The sequence below is a fragment of the Xanthocytophaga agilis genome (genome assembly GCF_030068605.1).
Classification (GTDB): domain Bacteria; phylum Bacteroidota; class Bacteroidia; order Cytophagales; family 172606-1; genus Xanthocytophaga; species Xanthocytophaga agilis.
In genome coordinates this window covers 19,329-41,135 of sequence record NZ_JASJOU010000006.1, presented here as the reverse complement: position 1 = coordinate 41,135, position 21,807 = coordinate 19,329, and the positions used below count along the sequence as shown (strand labels likewise).

Annotated in this window: 11 protein-coding genes; 2 read left to right on the top strand and 9 right to left on the bottom strand. The window is 34.7% G+C overall.

What is annotated here, in order from left to right:
* The first annotated feature begins 151 nt into the window (after window positions 1-151).
* Window positions 152-745 (top strand): DUF4468 domain-containing protein, encoded by a 594-nt coding sequence (locus QNI22_RS18235; protein ID WP_313992327.1) that lies wholly within the window; start codon window positions 152-154, stop codon window positions 743-745.
* A 96-nt stretch (window positions 746-841) separates the two neighbouring features.
* Here QNI22_RS18235 and QNI22_RS18230 read toward each other — a convergent pair whose 3' ends face one another.
* Window positions 842-1,609 carry a creatininase family protein gene (locus QNI22_RS18230; RefSeq protein WP_314512808.1) on the bottom strand — a complete coding sequence of 256 codons (768 nt, stop codon included), beginning with the start codon at window positions 1,607-1,609 and terminating at the stop codon, window positions 842-844.
* A 57-nt stretch (window positions 1,610-1,666) separates the two neighbouring features.
* Between QNI22_RS18230 and QNI22_RS18225 the strand changes: the two genes are divergently transcribed.
* Window positions 1,667-2,323 carry an HD domain-containing protein gene (locus QNI22_RS18225; protein ID WP_314512806.1) on the top strand — a complete coding sequence of 219 codons (657 nt, stop codon included), beginning with the start codon at window positions 1,667-1,669 and terminating at the stop codon, window positions 2,321-2,323.
* A 551-nt stretch (window positions 2,324-2,874) separates the two neighbouring features.
* Here QNI22_RS18225 and QNI22_RS18220 read toward each other — a convergent pair.
* The 8 genes from QNI22_RS18220 to QNI22_RS18185 form a co-directional block, all read right to left on the bottom strand.
* Entirely contained in the window at window positions 2,875-4,689 is a 1,815-nt protein-coding gene (locus QNI22_RS18220; RefSeq protein ID WP_314512804.1) for a tetratricopeptide repeat protein, read from the bottom strand.
* A 4,505-nt stretch (window positions 4,690-9,194) separates the two neighbouring features.
* Window positions 9,195-10,802: an Ig-like domain-containing protein gene (locus tag QNI22_RS18215; protein WP_314512802.1), complete on the bottom strand. Its 1,608-nt coding sequence runs from the start codon at window positions 10,800-10,802 to the stop codon at window positions 9,195-9,197.
* Between the two features lie 217 nt (window positions 10,803-11,019).
* Window positions 11,020-11,904: a class I SAM-dependent methyltransferase gene (locus tag QNI22_RS18210; RefSeq protein WP_314512799.1), complete on the bottom strand. Its 885-nt coding sequence runs from the start codon at window positions 11,902-11,904 to the stop codon at window positions 11,020-11,022.
* Window positions 11,905-13,299: 1,395 nt separating this feature from the next.
* Complete coding sequence (gene mnmG, locus QNI22_RS18205) at window positions 13,300-15,162, bottom strand: tRNA uridine-5-carboxymethylaminomethyl(34) synthesis enzyme MnmG (RefSeq protein WP_314512798.1); 1,863 nt, start codon at window positions 15,160-15,162, stop codon at window positions 13,300-13,302.
* Window positions 15,163-15,283: 121 nt separating this feature from the next.
* Window positions 15,284-15,721, bottom strand: coding sequence for an rRNA maturation RNase YbeY (gene ybeY, locus QNI22_RS18200; protein ID WP_314512796.1), 438 nt, complete (start codon window positions 15,719-15,721; stop codon window positions 15,284-15,286).
* Between the two features lie 112 nt (window positions 15,722-15,833).
* Window positions 15,834-16,235, bottom strand: coding sequence for an ATP-binding protein (locus QNI22_RS18195; protein WP_314513333.1), 402 nt, complete (start codon window positions 16,233-16,235; stop codon window positions 15,834-15,836).
* 281 nt (window positions 16,236-16,516) lie between these two features.
* Window positions 16,517-19,831 carry a DUF4175 family protein gene (locus QNI22_RS18190; RefSeq protein WP_314512794.1) on the bottom strand — a complete coding sequence of 1,105 codons (3,315 nt, stop codon included), beginning with the start codon at window positions 19,829-19,831 and terminating at the stop codon, window positions 16,517-16,519.
* Between the two features lie 208 nt (window positions 19,832-20,039).
* Window positions 20,040-21,779, bottom strand: coding sequence for an ABC transporter substrate-binding protein (locus QNI22_RS18185; protein WP_314512793.1), 1,740 nt, complete (start codon window positions 21,777-21,779; stop codon window positions 20,040-20,042).
* Between the last annotated feature and the right edge of the window lie 28 nt (window positions 21,780-21,807).

Genomic DNA, 21,807 nt, shown 5'->3' with positions numbered 1-21,807 from the left:
TACCTATCAATCAACATATTATTATTTTACGTACATATTTTTATTTTTTATTTGCCATGTAAGGTTTACCTTTTTTTTCGCATAAGTATATATGTATACAAAACACATGCAACTACTCTTACATCTAAATCGTTTTTTACTCATTTACCATATGAAAGCATATACTTTCTTCCACCCAAATTTTTGCAGAAACCTGGTAGGTTTATTCTTATTCCTTTGTGGTTCCTTTTCATGGGCTCAATCTCTACAAATGGCACAATCCAATGGGTTAGTTGCCTACTCTGAAACAATAGAAGTTCCAGGTGTCAGTAAAGCTCAACTTATCGAAAGAGCACAAAATTGGCTTAATAGTAACAAAAACACGATTTCTTTTATAAGTGAGGAGATGGGTATGGTTTCTATGGGTAGTGAAGTACCATTTACCAGTGAATACACAAACAAAAAAGCATCAACAGATGGAAGGGTAGTTTATGTGGCAACCCTGTTAATAAAGGATGGCATTTTTATGTATGAGTTTAATAACTTTTATCATGAAGCTAATCCTAAATTATCTCATCCTGTAGATTTGGGTTTTGTCACTGTAAGTGGTGTGGAAAACAAGGAATTAAATAAAGAGTGGAAACAAAAAGATATGGAAAGTATGCGTAAACAGGTAGATGTGTCTATTCAGAAAAATATTGATGCACTGAAAAAAGCTTTACTAAACGAAAACCTATCATTCAATTTTAGCGTAAATGGAAACTAATCATCCATTTAATGATTTATATAAACAAACCACTTTACAACCCAAGATTTCAACCGCTAACCCCACTGATATCCAGTGGGGTTTATTAATATCCACTTATTCATACATATTTTTTGCATCTGCAGCAGCCAACTCTACCAAAAAGTTTCCTATTTTTTCTGTTGCGGCCTCCAGATATCGCTTTCCTTTTTCAGGAGTAGATTCATAAGGATTTCCAACACCTGTATCAGCAGTTACCTTACTCCATTCACGTTGTGCCCAAACCCATCCTTCCTGAAAGCCCTTGATTTTAAATGGTTTCGATGATCCGTCTCCTGCTTCTGAAAGATCCAGAACCCAATCAGGTGCTATATGCATCATTGCGCTGGTTTCCATGGCACCAGCATGATCTCCCGGATCATCAAAATATTTGCGTCCATCAATAACTCTAAACCAGTGAATTGTACACAAAAATACTGTAGGATAAAGTACTTGTAGCTCCCGAAGCATCTGCTGGAAATTGTTACCTCCATGTCCATTTAGTATTACTAGCTTGGGGATACCCTGCCGAGCTAAAACGTCTATCACATCCTTCAAAATAGCCATTTGTGTACTTGGCATCATATTGATATCCAGTGTTATATCTAGCTGACCAGTATTAACACCAAATGGTATGGTAGGTAGAACTACAACCTTGGCACCTTTCTCCCAAGCTACTCGCGCTGATTCAGCGGCAACATAATCACACTGAAAGTTATCTGTACCATAGGGCATATGGTAATTATGTGCTTCTGTAGCACCCCAGGGAAGTATCACTACTTCATAAGGAGTTTCTTTTACTGTTTTCCAATTTGTTTCTGCAAGTATGTAGGGACGTGGCGGCATAATTTATTCACGTTAAATGATAAAAGAATGTATTTTTGAAACCTAAATTAGATAGAAATGCAGAATAATCAACTTATTATAGAGACTACTATCATCTATGTAAAAAAAGAGCTTGCTAATGCCGAAGGAGGACATGATTGGTGGCATATTGAACGTGTATGGAATAATGCAAAGCTTATTTCTCAAACAGAATCTGTTAATAGTCTGGTAGTTGAACTAGCTGCACTTCTCCATGATATTGCAGACGCTAAATTTCATGATGGGGATGAAGAGATTGGACCTCGAAAAGCTGCACTCTTTTTAAAAACGCTTTCTTTAGATCAAAGTATTATTGATCATGTAGTTAAGATTATCCGTAACATATCTTTTAAAGGAGGGAATTTCACTACATTATTTCATTCCACTGAGCTGGCTGTAGTACAAGATGCGGACCGACTTGATGCTATTGGCGCTATTGGCATAGCTAGAGCATTTAATTATGGTGGCTTTAAAAATAGAGAACTATACAATCCTCAGATTACGCCTAACCTTCAAATGTCAAAGGAAGAGTATAAAAAGAGTGCAGCTCCAACTATAAATCATTTTTATGAAAAACTACTCCTTTTAAAAGATCGTATGAATACAGTTACAGGAAAACAGCTTGCCCAAAAAAGACACTTGTTTATGGAACAGTTCCTGGAGCAATTTTATACTGAGTGGGAGGGAAGAGGTTAATTATTTTTGTTACTGGGTAATCTAATAGTAAAAATAGTCCCTTTACCATATTAGATTGAAGTTGTATAGATCCCTGTAGTCTTTCAATTGTTTCTTTTACTATATACAAACCTATTCCTGAGCCATTTGATTGTGCGCTTTCTCTATAAAACATATAGGATACTTTATCCAGATGTCCTATTCCATTATCTTCTTCTATTCAAATAAGAGCTTCATTTTCATTTATTATAACTTTTATCTTAAAAAAAGGATGTTGCTCTCAAATCTTTTAATATTTAATAGCATTTGAAAAAATATTTCCAGAGATCACTCTTAGCCGACTTTTATCATTCTAAAAAGGACTATATAGCCATATTCTTTTATAACATCCAACCGATTTACATTTTCCAGATACTCTAGTTCTTCCCAGATACTATCCAACAATACAAGGAAATCTGTTTATTTTTTATCTACAGTCAGTAGATCGCTATAACTGCTTATACAAATATAATTTAATACCAACAAAAAAACGCAAGTTTTGGACTTGCGATTAGGAAAGAAGAAAGAATATTTTATTGTGGAGTATCACCTCTTAGATTACGATATCTCTTTCTGGCCTCAACGACATATATACTTCCAGGATACTTAACTAAAAAGTTTTTGTACATTTCCATAGCTTCTTCTTTCTTTCCAAGCTTTTCTTCTTTCAGCTTTGCTATTAGAAAATCGGCATCATCACTCAAAATATCATAGCCATACTCTGTCACAATTTTCTGCAGTTTCTCAACGGCAGCTTCACTATTACCTCTTTTCATATAAATTTGAGCTTGTTGCCAGAGAATTTCATCAGCCAGACTATGTCCAGCATATTTAGTCATCATCTGATTAAGTTTTTCTAAACTTTCTTCATCTCTATTTTGAAATAATAACAGTTCAATATTCGCGTATTCACGCATTGCCTCACCTGTACTATCTAATCCAATATTATCTTGTATGAGAATACTTAAAGACATAGCATCATTAGCTATCTCACGTGATGTTGCCAGTTTCAATATATCAAGGTGTTCCTGAGCTAATTGAAAATCACCCTTAAAATAATTCAAACGCGCATTCCGTAATTTAGCATCATATCCCAAAGGACTATCTTTTTCATCTTTCTCAACTTGTGAATAAATTAGTGTTGCTTCCCAAGGCTCACTTTTCAATAAATAAATATCCCCCAAATCTAATTTACATTTATCGATAAATCGCTGATCCGCTCGAGCAATTTTAATAGCATCTTGAAGAAGAGTTATTGCTGTATCTTTTTCGTTTAAGTAAAATCCATATAACAAAGCAGTACTTCTCATTGCTTCTATGGTTTTAGGGCTCCTTCCTAACTCACTTAACAAAATCTTATAATCTGCTATTAATGAACGTATTGCATCTTTATTCACAGGATATGCATTTTTTACTAGTTCTTCTTTAGCATTTACAAGATACCGTCTTGCCATAGGATAATTGTTGCTTTGCGGATATTCCTTCACTAAATATTCAAATATTTCACTTGCTGCTTTGTAATCTTTGTTCTGCAAACTTATTTGCCCTATTTCCATCAATCGCTGTCCTTCCATCTTCATCCTACGATCAATAGCCCTTGCTTGTAAAAATGCCCGATGAAAGTCCTTTTGCTGCATATAAAACCAAATAAGCAGGTCATTATAAACAATTTGATTAGGTTCTTTTTGAAGTTTTGCAAGTAATACCTTTTCAAGCTTTTCAAAATCTTCAGGTTTCTCCAGATCATCCTGCATTGCATTTTGTACAACAACCAAATTATCATGTGCTTCTGCTGCAATACTGACATACTCATCAAGCATCTTTTCCGTCTCTCCACTATTTTTATAAAGATGTGCCAACTGAAACGCATACTCACTAGGGTTCCCGCTGCTTTTACGGCCCTCTAGATACATTTTCTCCGTCCAGTCGGGATGCTGATTCTCGAGCAAATATTGAGCGATCTGGTGGATCTGCTGAGGGTTCTTTTTAATATCGTCTATCAACCGGTTCACACTCTTCTGAGCCTCATCTTTTTTTCCTTGCAAATCCTGAATCACGGCTAACTCTGCTTTATAAATGGGATGTTCTGAACTTGACTTTGCTTGCTTCTTTAAAAACTTCTCAGCTTCATCCCATGCTTGCAATTTTTGTAATGTCTGAACATACTTTCGTTGTATAACAGAAATCACTTTTTCTTCTTTTATCAACTTTCGATAAATCTCCCTTGCCTTTTCAGGGTCATTCTGTTGAAGATATTCATCCGCGAGCTTGATGTCCTGTTGCTGGCCCCAGCACATCAATACTGACAATACCGCAAATGTCAGTGTCAGCAATACTTGTTTTTTCATTTTTCCAAATGTGTGTGTGTGTCTTTTCATATAACCGTTCAAGTCCTTTCTTTCTTATATATAATATTAATTCTTTTTTTAAATAAAATCTAATACTACCATTAGTCCGTGGATAAGTGGAAAAGTGGAAAACCGGATAGAATACCTTTGCAAGTGTCGATAGTTTGTGGATAAGTATGGTGTTATCCACATATTTATCCACAGTTTTCCACAAGATTCTCAGTATTTTTCATAAGTTATACACATTTTCCTGATTTTTCACATGTGAATAAGAAGTTGTTCACATGTGTGGATAAGTATAGGGGTAAATTGTGGATAAGTATGGGTTTATCCACTTTTGTATAGGGATAGAATAATCGGCTCTGGGTTATCCGCGCTGGATAAACGTTAGATAAACATTAAGAGGGTCTTTATCCACTCGAGTTTTCCACTAATCCACAGAGTTATCCACATTGTTTTATTTTTTTCCTAAGAAAAAATAGACCTTAAATTAGAACACTCCATCTCATTGCTCTAGTTATATAGTTTGGAATGGTGATTTGTCAATGGAATTTGAAGTTGGATTTGGGAAACAAAATTTGTGGGAAGTTGCCTTGATTCAATAGAATAGCCGTTCTTGTTCCTTTTTAAGGAAACAAAATTTTCTTTGGGAGTAAGATCAGTAGATCTACCTAAAATATGTCAATATGTCAGTTTTGTTCGTTTGTTATAAAGTGTTTGTTTTGCGAACCTTTATTGAAATGAGTAATTAATTTCTAGTGAGCTCGCCTCATCAATTTTTAAACTCTAGTTTCTGCAATTATGATTTATCACACAAAGATTAGAAGTCTCTACTTATATCACCAACCATCCTAATGAAATTTCTGAGCCAAATGGCTTATTTACATTTTCATTTTATGGACAATATCATTTTACAACTTCACATCTTATTACATACTAGCAGCGTCCACTTGGAACTTTTGATAAAGAATTTCAAGCAAACATCTCAACTATATTTCTGTTGTTGAGCATTTTCTTTTGTATACTCGTCTTGTGGTAGTACAGTACTTTGAGGGCCGCTGATTTCGGAAAAAATAAAAAGTAATTATGTTCACTTACTTTTTGCCACTTCAGTATGTTAATGAATTTCTTTATCAGATATAACCTTTTCTGCCTCCTGAAATTTGGCTCGCCTCCTAGATGAATATTAAACTTCATTGATCTACTAAACATGATATAATTCTGGTTGCAATAATTTTCTTTCAGGTACTATCTAAACTATCTTATACATTGTAAACTCAGATAGCAGGAAGTCTCCATAAGAATTGAGAATACATATGCTGGTTCTTCATACATTTTCTAACCGCAACTGATGTCTACGTCTATATTTTGACTGACTTACTATTTTTTATACTTAGCTCATTACAACAGCTACTCAGTTCTTCAAAATAAATTTACACAACCTCTGAAAAAGCGTTATGGGTCACTCTGTTCATAAACAAAACAGCAAGTGGGTGTGTATTGATTGTCTTATTTTCTTTTTACAATATCATTTTGTTGTATTTGCTCTCTATTCTTTTTTAATCTTAGGTAAAAGGATTTCAAAATTTGCTGCTCCAAGTATTGATTGATACTTAGTGACATAATTGTTTGAATACTTCATTTTTTCCACCAGGAGAGATCTTTCTAGAGGTGAAACTATCTATCCTTTAACCATTACTGGCCTTTGAAATCTTTCGAAGTCTTGTTCTATAGTTTTGTTGCATTAATAAATACTGTTTAACATTAACAGTTTTTGTAAAGACACTCTGATAACTAACAGTACTGCTAACCATATACTATACCCATATATATGGGTTTCTTATTCATCAAAAACTCACATTGCCAGCTCGATATTTTATAGAAGCTGCTTCGTATACTTTTAAAGACAGGTATTAAGCAGATTTTAGTATGATGCTAAGCTATTGGCTGAAGAATAGGCCAAGCCACTACAGTTGTATTCAACTCTATAGGAACTTCAATAAAGCCTATCTTTGTTGTCTTTATAAAGTATGAAGTAGTTTTAAATTTTACATACACATCTTCTTATCATATATACTTTTTTAAAGAAAAGAACTATTCTTCGCTGGTTAGTTGACAGTTTATTTTATTTAGGCAATAACAAGCCTTTAAGAAAATACACCATTTCCTATTGATCATTTTAATATTTCCTTTAATGTCCTATAAGTTATCTTCTCGTCAACGCTATAAATCCCATATGCTTCCCTTGATTTATGAAGTAGGGTAATAGTAAAACTATTCTTGTTGACTTTTTGTAGATTAAATGTGTATTCTCTTTGAGAGATTTATTTAATTATTTATGAGGAGTATAAATGTATTTAGTCTATGTTGTTTTGTTAGTTGATTCTATTGTCTCATAATGAATCGTTTTACTACCATAATAATCTGTCATATTATCTTTTAGCCTTTATAAGTAGCGTTTTTTTATCGGATAAATCTAAAATCGTACTTCAATAATACTTATAAGTTGCTGATTTTCAAAGAGAAATGATTTTTATTTTCATGGTTTTTTACCATTATTTTTTACCTGGACTTATACCTATATAGACTAAAAAGCTATCTTCTAATTGAAAAGAATCTTGGCAGAAGATGGATTATTTGCCTGGTTTTTTACCTTTAATATGGCTAGATCCTTTCACCATATTAGATTGTATCCTGGTGATTTCTCTGATACTATGTTAATGTACTCTTGACCCATGGGCTGTATAGCATGCATTCATATTCAGTCTTTAAAATGACTATATGAAAGGAAATGAAAGAAGTTAGGTTATAGTGGCAATGTGCTATAAATGGAGTGCTCTAAGTTGTTTATAGTAGAATGCTCTTTTAAATTTGCCTAGAAGAAGTGAAGGCATACTCAGTTTATCTCCTGCTTTATTGCTAAGTTGAGCCAACATATCCTTTTAGTCTTATAAAACAAAACTTGATGGGGTTAGGCTTTGGCTGGTTCAATGGTAATTAGAAATTGTGGGCATATTAGATTTTGGAGTAGTGCTGCGAAAGAGGGATTACACAAGTACTATATAAACAAAGTATTAATTTCGCCACATTAGATTCTATTTACCTTCTCATGCTCTTAAAGGCAATCGGTAGACCTCCTAAAATATGTACTTGGTGATCCGCTATCAACAGCCCTCGAATATCTACGTTTTGAAGCCTTTGATATTAATCGAAGCACTTTCTACAGATATATAAGTTATCCCAAATGTAAATATGAATCTTCTTTAACGCAGATTTCTTATTTGTGTTTAGCTATATGCAAAATTGTTTCAGAAGAAGTAAGTCAATTTCAATAGTCCATGCACAAGTTGCTTATTATTTACAGAACTTTTTATTTTGAACATAATTCCGATCACTTTTACATTTGCGCATAACTCACGGTATTATATTTTTTGATCGGAATTCACCGCAAAACTGTTGCTTGCATAGAACTATGCGAATGGCATCAGTGTATGGTGAACTAAACGCATGAATAAAGTTCACAGTGAATTCAGGTTACGTTACTCAGTAGGTAAGCCTCCTTATAAATCTAAATGATGTATGTTACAAAATCAATTGAGTTTAACCCAAAGTCTATGATCAGAATTGAAATAGAATATTTCTTCAATTTGTTAAAAGTATGTAGTCTCACTACTTTTCCATAGACTCTTACTTCCGCTTACATACATTGAACTTTAATCTGTTTAGAGTCTGTCTTCTTGGGTGTTTTCAATATAGATTCATCATTTGATTCTATATTCCTGATACAACCTATTAACTGTCACTTAACACAACTGCTAATAGATCACTTGGTAGAAAGGGCAGGAGAGATTCGTAAACGTACCAGCGGTTTAGGATCTGTTTAGTTAGATATAAATTGTTTTTTCAAAATTGATACATAAGTTGTATACTAGATTTACCAGTATAGTTCATCCCTTTCAAATAAGAGTATATTCCAGATCATAGATAGAAGAGAGCAAACTATTAACTATTTCAATCACAACTTTCTTTTCAAATACAGCTATGATTTGGTAGTTAGATTGTATTGGATGATTTGTTTTTGATTTGACTCACAAATCACATTCCTTAGTTTATAAAGTCAGATTAGTGATCTATTGTGAGAATTATCTGCGTTATTGTGTGATGGTAGAGCTAAAGATAAAGCTTCTTTCTTTGAGGGATCAAAATGGCTTTATATGAATATGGTTAGATATCAAGTAGGCTCGTAGTTTAAAGATATTCAAGATAACTAGGATAGTACAGGAGCAGAATAGCTCCAGACTGAGTATTGGCCGGGGAGGATTTCATTTGCTGGAAGTATCGCTTTGACAGAACATTACCTGATTCACTAAAGATCTATTAATCTATTGAGATTACCTGAGCTTGAATAAAGGATTGAGTTGATAATGTTTTACCTCTGGACAATAGCAGACTATCTTTCTCAATCCTTTATTTTTTTCTAAAACAGAACTGACGTTAATTTAAGACTAAAGCGTGGATATATTTTGGTCTGTCAATTCCCAGTTTTCTTTGAGTTTTATTTTCTCAGGTTTGTAAATTATATCCTCTGCTATTCTACGATCTTTAAAACTCGCCGGATCCCATTTACCATTATTATTCTGATCAATTACTACTCTTAAATTGTAATCTCCGGCTGAAAGGTAGCGAAACATATAATTACGTTGATTTCTTGATTCTGCTACTACTTTACCACTATTGTCTACAAGCTGGACTATAAAGTATTTTTCTTTTGTATTCACTATTCCACTCATGGTACCATATTTCTCAGGATCTTTTATGCTATGATCTGTTTTAATTGCTTTTGCAGTATCATTTTCAACACTAAAGAAGGTTTCTTTGGGAGCTTCAAACCGTACGCCTGTCTTTACTTCGATTTTCTTATTCAGAGTTAATCGAGTATATGAGTTATTCCATTGAAAATCTTTCGTGATATCAAGTGGAATAGGAGTGAGGGTATCTGCAAGTACCTTTATTTTAGAAAGATCATATTTCATAACAGGCTTAGAAAAGGCAATAACATATTGAAAATCCTTCAGAACTGGCTCACTGTTGCTAGGTTGCGTTGATACTTCAAAAGGAAATTTAGTTTTACGTTTTAGCTGTTTTTCGTCTAATTGATCAAACTTAATTTTTACAGGTATCTGAGCGATGTTTTGGGCAGAGTCTTGTGCTATCACTTGTATGGAGAGACTATCATAAACTTGTATCGTATTATATAGGTAGATTGTTTTTGGCGCCTTTGCATCTATTATGTAGGCTATTTTTTTGCTAGAATCATCCATCCGGATTTCTGCATTAATTAATCCTTCATTCATTTCTATTTTATAAAGATCACTTTGTGCTGATTTGCTGCTTATTTTAGGAGGGTTTTCATCTACTACACTTACTTTAATATCTAAGTTTATTTTACTACTATCAGCTATTTGTAACGTTTTTGGAAGGAAACCTATTTTCTCTTTCTCCTGATTATAGCGTTGATTATTGTCTTTTTCATTTAATGCATACATTTTATAATTGTCCTCGTGTATATTCTCCAGACGATAATAACCTTTCTTATCTGTTTTTGTGAAATAGTAAGGTTTATCCTTTACAATATCCAGTGTGTCATCTGTCCTATAGAGTGAAACTACTGCATTTTCTACTGGTTGTCCTGTTTCCAGGTCTCTTATGATTCCTTCTACCGATAATGTATCCAGCCCTGAGCCTGTACTAAATACAACCTTTGCATCTTTCGCTATATTTTTTTCAGTAACGTCTTTGATCGCATTTCGTAAATTAATAGTATAAGTAGTGTTGGGTTTATCAAAAGGTTTATTAAATGTCAGAACAAGACCATTTTTATTGGCTTTGTATTCATATTCCGTTCCTACATTAGGTGTTACAATTAGTTCCTGCTGAAGATTTTCTACCTGGATATATTCATCAAAAGTAAAGACTACAACCTTTCCTTTATAATTGCGACTCTTGTCCTCGGGTATAACCTTCACCAATTTTGGTGCAAGTGTATCTTTGGGGCCACCGCTAGGTGCTCCTTGCAATGCACATTGAGTAAAGAGAAACGGAATGAAAATCAAGATTAAACAAGTAAAGATGATAGAAAAATGTTGTGCTTTTGTATCTGTTATACTTGCTGAGGGTTGGACCCCTGAAGTTGTATGTAGGTTTGTATTCACTTGTAGTTGCATTAACACTTTCATCTTTCTTGGATCTGGATAATACTTTCAGGTAATTATTTACTATACTTTGTTGGGTATTTCTGTAAAGGAATATTGTGTATTCGTAATACCGTTTCTATACTTTTTCGAATATATAGATCAAACTGGAGTAGTTGTTATTATTATTTTTTGCCCAGGAATTTGATTTTAATCCCTTAGATAACGCTTCTATATAGTTTATTTTTCCGTCTCTATATTTTGTACTCAACATGGAAATATAAAAAGCATCAAAATACATTGGCTTTATTTCCGCAATTTTAAAGCCAAACTTCTCTATTAATTGCGTAAGTGTTTTTGGTGAGAAATGATATAAATGTCTCGGTACGTCATACGCAGCCCAATATTGGTTATAATAGCTAGCATCATATGAGTCCGAATTAGGAACGGCTATTATCAGTTTGCCATCTGAAGAAAGGTTCCTGCGTAGTTTATCTAACGTCTCGCTTAATAAATGCACATGTTCCAATACATGCCACATAGTAATAATATCAAATTGTTCATCCGGATAAGCTGTTAAGAAATCTGGTTCAATCATTATTTGATTATTTGAGCTCGCAATCGTCCGTGCATTGCTGTCTGGCTCTGTTCCTTTCACTTGCCACCCTGCTGAATTACATGTTTGCAAAAATGTACCTGTACCACATCCTATATCTAATAATGTGCCTTTGGTATGGAGTTTATCTATTAGCTTTAATTTATTCTTAAGCGTATAATTTCTGACTAGCTGATAGACCTTATTAATTAACCCCTTATTTGTATTGCTGTGTGATATATAGTCTTCTGACTGATAAAATGCTCCAATTTCATGGGCTGCAGGACGAGGGTTTGTGAACTTAAAACCACAACTTTCACACCTTAAAATCTGAAACTCTTGTTTACTAACTGTATAATCTTTGCAAGCTATAAAATGTTTAAATACCAATGCGTTGCATACTGGGCAACCTTTCAAATTTTCAGACATGGAGATAGTGTTGAGATTCTTATGTTTATGGCTCTAAAGTTAGTAAATAGAAGGCTTAAAAAATAAGAATGTGTGTTTGATATGGATTTTATACAAATGGAATATGAAGCCTTTTGACATTATTCCGGCAAAAGGCACAAATGATTTTCTGTACCGTGCCTAAATTGACAATATCTACTGCAGGATTGTACATCCTTAGATATATGATGGCGCACTTGCTGAACATTCTATTACTTGCTCTTCTGTAAATTAGGAAACTTTATGTAGTTGTTCCGGAACGTACGACTTATTTTATTCTGCTTTTTTGGGAAATGGGATATGTTGATGGAGAGGAGAGTATTTGCTTGAAGATATCCACTTGAATGTTGTGCAAAAGGCGTCTGTTTAATATTGTAATTTAACGGAGACCCCAGGAAATTCTTCATTTAGAAGTATATCTTTTTAAAGAAAGGAACCCATTTTCTTTTTTCCTCCTGCATACGCTTTCTTTCTATCTTCCTGAAAGGATCATTGTTCTTTCATTTAGTGTCCTTCTGAAAGAACCTTGTGACAAATAGAGCCATCTTTGGTTTCTGTGAGAAATAATTATCGCCACTCGAAAAGGCTGTCGGTCTTGTCACGTATGTCACGCATTAGTCTGCCACGCTAAGGCTTGGGTATCAAGTTCCTATTAGGAAGACTGGAAGATAGTGTAATTGTGATCCTTCTAGGAGAATAAAAGATAGGAGTTCTTCCTGGAGGACATAGAGAAAAAGTATGCGAAAGGAGAGGGGAGTGAAATGGATTTCTTTAGAGATAATGATGAGTGTTCATTTTAGGAGGGATGGCTTGGATTTATAGGAAAGAAAAGCTCTATCTCCTAACAAGTATATAGCGAAGTATTGGACAGACACTTCTGCAAATGCTCAGACCTGTGCCTTTCTATTTTAATAAGTGGCTTTTTCTTAAAGCTCTTAGAATTAAAAAATGTATAGGACAGAAGAGCGTATAAGGTTGAATATAGTAGGGTGGGGGAGTAGTTGAATAAAGGATGATAGACTTATGTCGATTTCCTAGGTAATCTATCTTCTATTTTTGGCACAGTTGGTAGAGGTATTATTGGATAGATTTTGGGTAAGCTACATGATAAGTTTGGTCTTTTTTGAGAATGGAATAGGTACTTTAAGCCGATTTCAAAGATCGATTTTTCTGTTCTATGCTTCTCCTGATACCAACATGTCCTATATTTTGCCAGATAGAATTTACCTGTTCTGACTCAGCCAACTCTATTTTCTGTTTAATGCATATCTATAATAAGCATATTTAGTGATCGTAGATCATATTATTGTTTGTGGAAAGAGATTCTAACATAAAAAAACAGGCGGTGTTTACTCCGCCTGTTTTCTGAGCTATATTTTATCTGCCCATATACACCATTAATATAGATACATCTGAGGGAGAGACTCCACTGATTCGGGAGGCTTGGCCTAGCGTCATTGGTCGTATCTTTTTTAATTTTTCTCTACCTTCTTTTGAAATGGCCTGTACACGATCATAGTCAAAGTTTTCATTTATCTTATAATTCTCTAACTCTGATAGCTTATCTGCCACTTTTTGCTCTTTGTCAATATAGCTTTCATATTTGACTGCAATCTCTGCTTGTTCCTGCATCTCTGTGTCATACTGATCAAGATATATTGCGAGATCTTTGTCCAGTGACTTTAATCTGTCAATTGTAATTTCTGGTCGTTTCAGCAGATTATATAAAGAGCTCTTTTCTCGAATAATGGCTGTTCCAAGGTTTTCCAAAGCTCCATTTATTTCTTCTGGCGCAAATTTTTTAAATTTGAGATCATTTAACAGCCTAGCTGACTCAGATCTTTTGTATTTCATTCTTTCCAGACGTTCTTCAGATGCCAGCCCTAGATTAAAGCCTGTTTCTGTTAAACGGAGATCTGCATTGTCTTGTCTCAATAAAATTCTATATTCTGCCCGTGAGGTAAACATTCTGTACGGTTCGTCTGTACCTTTATTGACAAGATCATCAATTAGCACACCTATATAGGCTTCTGATCTTTTTAGAATAAATGGAGCTTTGTCATTTATTTTATTGTGTGCATTGATACCCGCCATCAACCCCTGGCAGGCAGCTTCTTCATATCCGGTTGTTCCATTTATTTGACCTGCAAAGAAAAGGTTCTTAATGAGTTTAGTCTCCATTGATAACTCCAGTTGAGTAGGAGGGAAGTAGTCATATTCTATTGCATACCCTGGCCGAAACATTCGTACATTTTCAAATCCTGGAATCTTTAATAGCGCTTTATATTGTACCTCTTCTGGAAGTGAAGTTGAAAAGCCATTGACATATACTTCCACTGTGTTCCAACCTTCTGGTTCTACAAAGATTTGGTGACGATCTTTATCTGCAAATCTATTTATCTTGTCTTCCACAGATGGGCAGTAGCGAGGTCCCAATCCTTTAATTCTCCCTGTAAACATTGGTGACTTATCAAATCCTGTTCGAAGTATCTCATGTACCTCTTCATTGGTATATGTCATCCAGCAGCTACGTTGTTTTGACAGAGGTTGTGTATTCGTATAGGAAAATTTACTTGGATTTTCGTCTCCTGGCTGCTCTTCCATTAGCTTATAGTTCAGGCTTCTTCCATCTACTCGAGGAGGTGTTCCTGTTTTCATTCTTCCTGCTTCGAATCCTAACTCAATTAATTGTTCTGTTATTCCTGTTGCTGCTTTTTCGGCAGTTCGTCCACCTCCAAAGTTTTTCTCTCCAATATGTATTTTACCATTTAGAAAAGTTCCATTGGTCAACACTACTGCTTTGGATTCTATTTCTAACCCCATTGATGTTCTTACTCCACATACTACCCCATTTTTTACTAGGAGGCCACTTACCATTTCTTGCCAAAAATCTACATTGGGTATTTGTTCTAATGCAAGACGCCATTCTTCCGCAAAGCGCATTCTATCATTCTGTGCTCTTGGGCTCCACATTGCAGCTCCTTTCGATCGATTAAGCATTCTGAATTGTATCATGCTTTTGTCTGTGATAATTCCCGACATTCCACCCAATGCATCTACTTCTCTTACTATTTGTCCTTTAGCCACTCCTCCCATTGCTGGATTACATGACATCTGTGCAATTGTATGCATGTTCATTGTTACGAGCAATACTTTCGAACCCATATTTGCCGCTGCTGCTGCTGCTTCGCAACCTGCGTGCCCTGCTCCAACTACTATTATATCATATTTAGGAAACATATCTTTTGATAACGATTTTTGATTGTCCTTTTTTTTGTGTGCTTTTGTTAAACTACTGTGTTTTGTGAAAACATTCCACGTGAAACATTAATGTGAAATGTTGTGAAATAAATCGAATGTTTCACGTGGAATGTTTTTTTGAAAGAATGTCTAAGTAATAGGATTCTTTGTTTCTCATTTGTTCTTTCTCTTCGGATGTGTGGTCGGTATATCCACAAAGATGGAGAACACCGTGTATCATTACTCGAAATAGTTCCTGTGAAAATGCAGTGTTAAATGTACCTGCGTTTTCTTTAACTCTATCAATACTTATGAAAATGTCTCCTTCAATTGTCGATGGATCTTCAGATTGTTCAAAGGTAATAATATCAGTGAAGTAGTCATGATCCAGATATTGCTTGTTGATAGATAGCAGGTAATTGTCGGAACAAAATATAAAGTTTAAGAGTTCAAGCTGATAGCCTTCAGCATGGATGGTTTGTTTAATCCAAGTTGACAACATTCTTTTTTGAGCAACTTGAAATGTCGTATCTTCAGTAAAATAAGAAATAGAAGCCATAATACACTATTAATTATAAGACAAAGATACATAGAAAAGAGGGAGCAGATTAAAAGGGTGTGAAAGAAAAAAGCCTCTTGATAGAGGCTTTTTTGATAAAAAGTATGTTTTATCAATTGAAATAGAAAATAAGCTCAACCTCTCTGCCTTCATTCCTGAAATGGACTTCATCAGATAAATGACGAATCAAAAAGATACCTCTGCCTCCAATCTTCTCAAGGCTTTCAGGTGCGGTTGGATCAGGGAGATGATTGTGGTCGAATCCTGGCCCTTGGTCTTCTACAATAAAACGAACGGAGTTTTCTTCCAGATGCATCTGTAAGGATACGTTCTTTGTTGGGTCTTCATTGTTGCCATGCTTTATAGCATTATTGACAGTTTCTGTAACAGCAATGAGAATGTTTCCATAGATATCGTCATCGAGTTTATAGATTTCCTTGGCATTGTCAATAAAACTTTCAATGATACGAATGTTTTCTACCATCGAAGGTATCTGAATAGTAATAGATTCCATGAAAGAAGATAGTCCTGATACAGTATCAAATTTATGAGGCTGAGCTTTCATCTCCAAATGTGTTAGGCCATTTTTTATATATACGTACGTAAATTCTGAATCAAAAGTTTTAATAGAAGGATAGATTTTAATCTTATAGGTTATCTATTCAAAGAAGATGGTCTATAAGATTCTATACCTACGATAAGTATATACTTTTCAATGGGTAAGTGTAACCAAAATTGGCAAGCTATATTAAAAGGTATAAAAGAAGAGCTCTCATTCGAATGAGAGCTCTTCTTTTATTTTGTTGAACCACCGAGCTTTTTAAAATACTCATCTACTTCTTTTCTATAATAAGGCGATAGGGCAGGAGGGATGGTTTTTAGTAACTCAATTTGTTTTTCTTTATTCTTGATGTATTGCTCAAAAGCCGGAGGAACAGAAGGCTTTGCATCCTTTGCTTGCTCGGCTTTTCGTTGCTCATCCTCATCTCTTTCTCGCTGTGATTTCTCGGCTTCTAACAAACGTGTTACAATATCCTGATTCCTTTTGAGCATATCTTGCGATAAATTTTTATTTACCAGATCTTTTTCTGTTTCTTCCATCTTCTTTAACAATTCATCCATACCTCCTGGTTTTTCTCCTTTTTCATTTCGGCTCTTCTCCATTTGTTGTAATGCCTTCCGGATCATCTCCTGTTGAGCTGCCATTTTTGCTAATTCTTCGGAAAGTTGTCTGCCTGACTTTCCACTTTGTTTTAGATCTTGTATTTGCTTATTTAATTGTTGCTGTAATTCACTCATGCCAGGCTGGGGCTTTTTATTAGGCTTTGGTTTGCCTTTTCCTGCCTTCGCATTTTTCATTTGTTCCTGCATTTGTTTCAACGCATCATTTAACATCAATGCCAAGTTATTCATAGATGTCATAGCAAGTTGTTGCTGGCCAGTGGCAAGGCTCAGACGCCTTTCTTTTATACCTCTTGTACTTTCATCCATGTGTTGTTTCATTTCAGTCACTTCACGTGTTACAAAGGATTCGAGCTGAAAAACTCGTTTCGCCAACGAATACAGACTATCTTCTATAATTCTTGCATCATCTTTCAATTTCAACTGTTCTTGGGCTAATTTTGGAAATCTGGGGTCTGAAAGATTTACATTTCTAAAATCTTTCATAAGTTTTTCTTGGTCAAATGACAATGTGATCAGATTTTCCAAAATGTCTCTCAGGTCATCCAGATTTTCTTGATTTTGCTCCATCTCCATACCTCCCTGCATTTGTTCCATCTCTTTTGCCATCTGCTCCATTTTCTGCGCAGCATCTTTTTGATTTTGGGAGGCTTTCTTATTTTGATTATTCTGAAGCTGGTCTAAACTTTGTTTTTGTTTTTCTGATATATCTTTCTCCTTCTGTCCCTCCTGATCCATTTGTTCAAGGCCTGTAGGCTGCTCAAGCTCTTTATCCATTTCTTTTAACTCTTCGAGATTTTGTTTTTGTTCTTCAAACTTCTCATTGAGGTCTTGTTGTTTTTTTTCTAACTCTTTTTGTTGAGGGTCATTAGAGTTATTGTTTTTTGTATCTTCAGTCTTTTCCGCCAGTTTCTGTTGTTCTTGAGCTAACTCTTTTAAGTCATTTATCTGCTTGTCCATTTTTTGCTCGAACTGCAGTTGTTTAAACATCTCCAGTGCTCTTTCAATTTCTTTCTCCAATGTATTTTCCTTCTGGCTGAGTTTATCTAGCAGATTGAAATTGTTTTTATTTGTTTCCAGTAGCTTTTCTAATTCTTCATAAAGCTTTTTGGTTTCCTCATCTAAAAGGTTATCCATTAGCTTCTGTAACTGATCCATTTTTTCCATTAATTGGGGATTCGTTTCCGAGAAGCGGTTTTGCTGCTGATTCAGACTTTTCATTTGTTCCTGCAGTTTCTCTAATTCAGCATTTAACTCTTGTCTTTTCTTTAGTACTTCTTCAATTTGTTTTTTATCCTGGAAGTCCAGTTGTTTCTTCGTCTTTAACCTGTCTTCTAATGTATTTATCTCTTTCTTTAATTTGGATGCTTTTGTTAATGCACTACTGATTTTCGAACTGGTTTGTTTAGATAGTTGCTCCTGATTATCTTCCAGTTGTTTATCAGTTGGAATAGAGAAGGTAAATACCTGTGATTTTGCTGCTTTAGGACCATTTACGCCATCGTTATCCCATACTTGTACATAGTACTGGATTTTGTCTCCTGGAGCTAATTGTAGCTTTTCCAATGACCATTGGTGATAGTAGTTCTGAATAGTTTGATTGGCTTGAAGATTTAATGGGATAGTTCCTGTGTGTTGTGATCTGTTTTCTTCATCTGTAGGAATAACGCTATACACAATAGCAAGTTTGGAGAAACCATAATCATCCGCGATATTTCCTCCAAATACAAGATAATTGAAGAGAGTCGTATCTTTAAAGCTCTCTAATGTAATTTTAGGATACTGATCTGGAATCACATCCAGGAAATAATTGATATCTTCTTTGTTAGACCCAAAACGATTTTTAAGTTTAACCTGATAATTTTCCGATTTGCTTGCTTTAGTAGAGAATAAAAATGTCTCTTTTGATGGTTGCTCGGCAATCGTTGGATTAGATTCATTGCCAAAGGTAACAAGCAAACTATCTGTATCTGCTGATTTGAATTCCCATTGTATCTGAGTACCTTCTGGCACTAATAAATTGCCTACATTATTTAATGTTTCGTCTGTGCGCTTTAGGTAGGCAGGGTATTTTAATCTTGCCGAAAATATCTCAAGGCTTGGACGAGGGATTAAATGAACTTCGTATCCGTTAGATTGAAAGTCTGCTGCCTCAAAATGAAAATCAAAAGCCTTCTGTATTTTACTGAACGTAAATGAGAAGTTTCTGGCATCAATTGCATTCATCTTTTGTTTACGCCCATTCGTATATAAGTAAACTGTTTCTGGCAATGAATTTCCTTCCAGATGAAGAGTAACAGTTAGATCCTCATTTTTGAAAACATCCAGATTTTTATTCTTTAACTCAAATAAGAATGGGGCTTCTGGCAAATATACTTTTCGAAAGTTGACGATTCGTTGAGAGCTATCTGTAAAGAACTTGGGAAACCGAGCAAGAATAAGTAATATGATGAGGGCAGGAGGGGCTATATAACGTAAATATCTGCGGTTCTGGCTAAGATCAACTGCATCAGTAAATGGAATAACGCTAAGTTGTTGCGTCCGCTGATCAATGCTTGCCAGTAATAATTGGTTTTGAGAAGTACTTAAACTTTGAAGCTGAATGGTATTGAGTAACTTATCATCAATGTTGGTGAAATATTTGCCAATCTGACGAGCGGCTTCTTCATTGGATATTGGTTTACTCATATTGTTGAGTTTTAGCACAGGATCAATGATGTACTGATATAATACATACCCTGTTATTCCTAAAAATGTAAATAGTAACCCTGCTCGCATTATCGGATTAAAACGACCGAAGAATTCTGCCGTATTTACAATCAGGTAAGTCGTCAGTATAAGTGATCCTCCAAGCAGTAATCCTCTGATTAAAAGATTACGGTAATATTTTTTCTTGTAAGCTGTCAGCTTTTGCAAAAGGATATTCATAGCTTCTTATATAATAATATATGATTAGGAAGATTTTTCAGTATAGGTACATGTAGTTTTAACTATAGATACTTTCAATTTTAGTCGTATCTACTAAAATAACGAACAAAGAGAAAAGGTAGTTTTTTTGGGCAAAAAAAACAAGAGAAATAAAAGCATTACAGTTTGCAATGTTTTTATTTCTCTTGTGAAAAAAGAATCAGGGATTTTACTTTTTAGGTTTCTCTTCTACAGGTGCTTCAGGAGTAAAATATACCTCAGAAAAATCATCCATATTTAATGGGTGAGAAGGAATATTCTTTAGATTGTCTTTGAGTAACATATATTTTTCATCGTACCATAATGGAATAACTACTGCCTCATTTATCAGATGTTGTTCTGCCTGAGTCACTGCTGCATTTGCTTCAGTAGCTTGTCTCGCAACCAAGGCTTTTTGATACCATTCATCAAATACTTTACTCTGGTATTGAAATACATTAGGATATGTTTTCCCTTCATAACTAATGGTATTTCTGCTATAAAAATTTTCCAGGAAACTTATAGGTTTCGCGTAGTCTGGTGTTTTAGATAATAAAACTATGGTAAACTTTCCCTCTGTTAAGGCTTCTTGAAGCCTGGCTAACGGCATTGGTTGTAAATTTACTTCTATGCCTAATGTATTCTTAATCTGATCAACAATCGCAATGGCTACAAGCGTATTTCGGGACCCATCAGGGTAGAAGGCCAGAGTTGGCTTTTCTGATGGGATAGGAGATTCTTCTAAAAGAGTTCGTGCCGAATCCTGCCGTTCAGGTATTCCATTAACATTCTTCGCTGGATACGAGGGATAAGCTGGTGAAATAAGGCCATGTTCTGCTACTTCTAGTCCTTCACCATTAAGTGTAGTACTTAAAATAGTTGTTTTATCTATACTATATGCAAAGGCTTTACGGAGAGATGGACTCTTAAAGAATTTATCTGCACAATTAAATGCTAAATAATGAGTAATAATTTCAGGTTTTTTAACAAGAATAGAATGTTCCCATCCTTCTGGTTTATTTTCCATTGATTCGATTTTCATTATTTCAATAAACTGTTCTGGTGGCAAATGATACATCATTTGGATATTGCCACTTTTAAATTCTGCCAGCTCCGAACGTTTATCAGGAATAAACTGAATGTTTATTTGACTTAAAAAAGGAAGTTGATTGCCTGGAGCATCATGTCTGTGATAGTGCGGATTGCGAGATAAGTTGATAGAGATTTCTCGCTCAACTTCTGTAAGCATAAATGGCCCAGTCCCTACTGCTTTAGGTCTTACAGTTCCATATTTATTGATTGCTTCAATAGGATAAATAAAAGCCTGGGGCCTAGCCAACTGAAATAATATATCCGGGTATGGTTTTTCCAGAATTAATTGGAAATGATAGTCATCAATTTGTTTGATTGCTTCCGGTATGATAAGTTTTTTGTTTTTATCTGAAGTTGCAAAATATTCATTAATTCCTTTTAATCTGTCTTTGAATAGCATGAATCCTTGATTATCAGCAGATTTTATGCACAATTGAATAAGACTATAAACGATATCTCCTGCTTTCAGTTCTCTTCCTTTACCATTAGGAAAGCAGGGATCATCATGAAAGCGAACTCCTTTTTTGATCTGGAATGTATAAATAGTGCTGTCACTGTTTACTTCATAAGATTCTGCCAGCGAAGGTATTACTTCCAATGTTTTTGGATCTGTTTTAAATAGCCCCTCATATATCATGGATGCTACTTGAGCAGAAACAGGATCTGTGATAGAAGGAGGATAAAGTGTGTGGATATATTCTGTTTTACTAAGACGAAGGATACCACCATAATAACTATTGCCTTTTGCCGCCGGCACTAAGATAAGTTCATCTCTGGTTTGTCTGCATCCAGCAATGATAAAAAGAATTAAAATATAAACAGAAAAGTTTTTGATCATAAAAAGATTCAATTTTGCTGAGATAGCA

Excerpts from the sequence above, each read along its gene's own strand:
- QNI22_RS18235 (WP_313992327.1), top strand. The coding sequence starts at position 152 with ATGAAAGCATATACTTTCTTCCACCCAAATTTTTGCAGAAACCTGGTA.
- QNI22_RS18230 (WP_314512808.1), bottom strand. The coding sequence starts at position 1,609 with ATGCCGCCACGTCCCTACATACTTGCAGAAACAAATTGGAAAACAGTA.
- QNI22_RS18225 (WP_314512806.1), top strand. The coding sequence starts at position 1,667 with ATGCAGAATAATCAACTTATTATAGAGACTACTATCATCTATGTAAAA.
- QNI22_RS18220 (WP_314512804.1), bottom strand. The coding sequence starts at position 4,689 with ATGAAAAAACAAGTATTGCTGACACTGACATTTGCGGTATTGTCAGTA.
- QNI22_RS18210 (WP_314512799.1), bottom strand. The coding sequence starts at position 11,904 with ATGTCTGAAAATTTGAAAGGTTGCCCAGTATGCAACGCATTGGTATTT.
- mnmG (WP_314512798.1), bottom strand. The coding sequence starts at position 15,162 with ATGTTTCCTAAATATGATATAATAGTAGTTGGAGCAGGGCACGCAGGT.
- ybeY (WP_314512796.1), bottom strand. The coding sequence starts at position 15,721 with ATGGCTTCTATTTCTTATTTTACTGAAGATACGACATTTCAAGTTGCT.
- QNI22_RS18195 (WP_314513333.1), bottom strand. The coding sequence starts at position 16,235 with ATGGAATCTATTACTATTCAGATACCTTCGATGGTAGAAAACATTCGT.
- QNI22_RS18190 (WP_314512794.1), bottom strand. The coding sequence starts at position 19,831 with ATGAATATCCTTTTGCAAAAGCTGACAGCTTACAAGAAAAAATATTAC.
- QNI22_RS18185 (WP_314512793.1), bottom strand. The coding sequence starts at position 21,779 with ATGATCAAAAACTTTTCTGTTTATATTTTAATTCTTTTTATCATTGCT.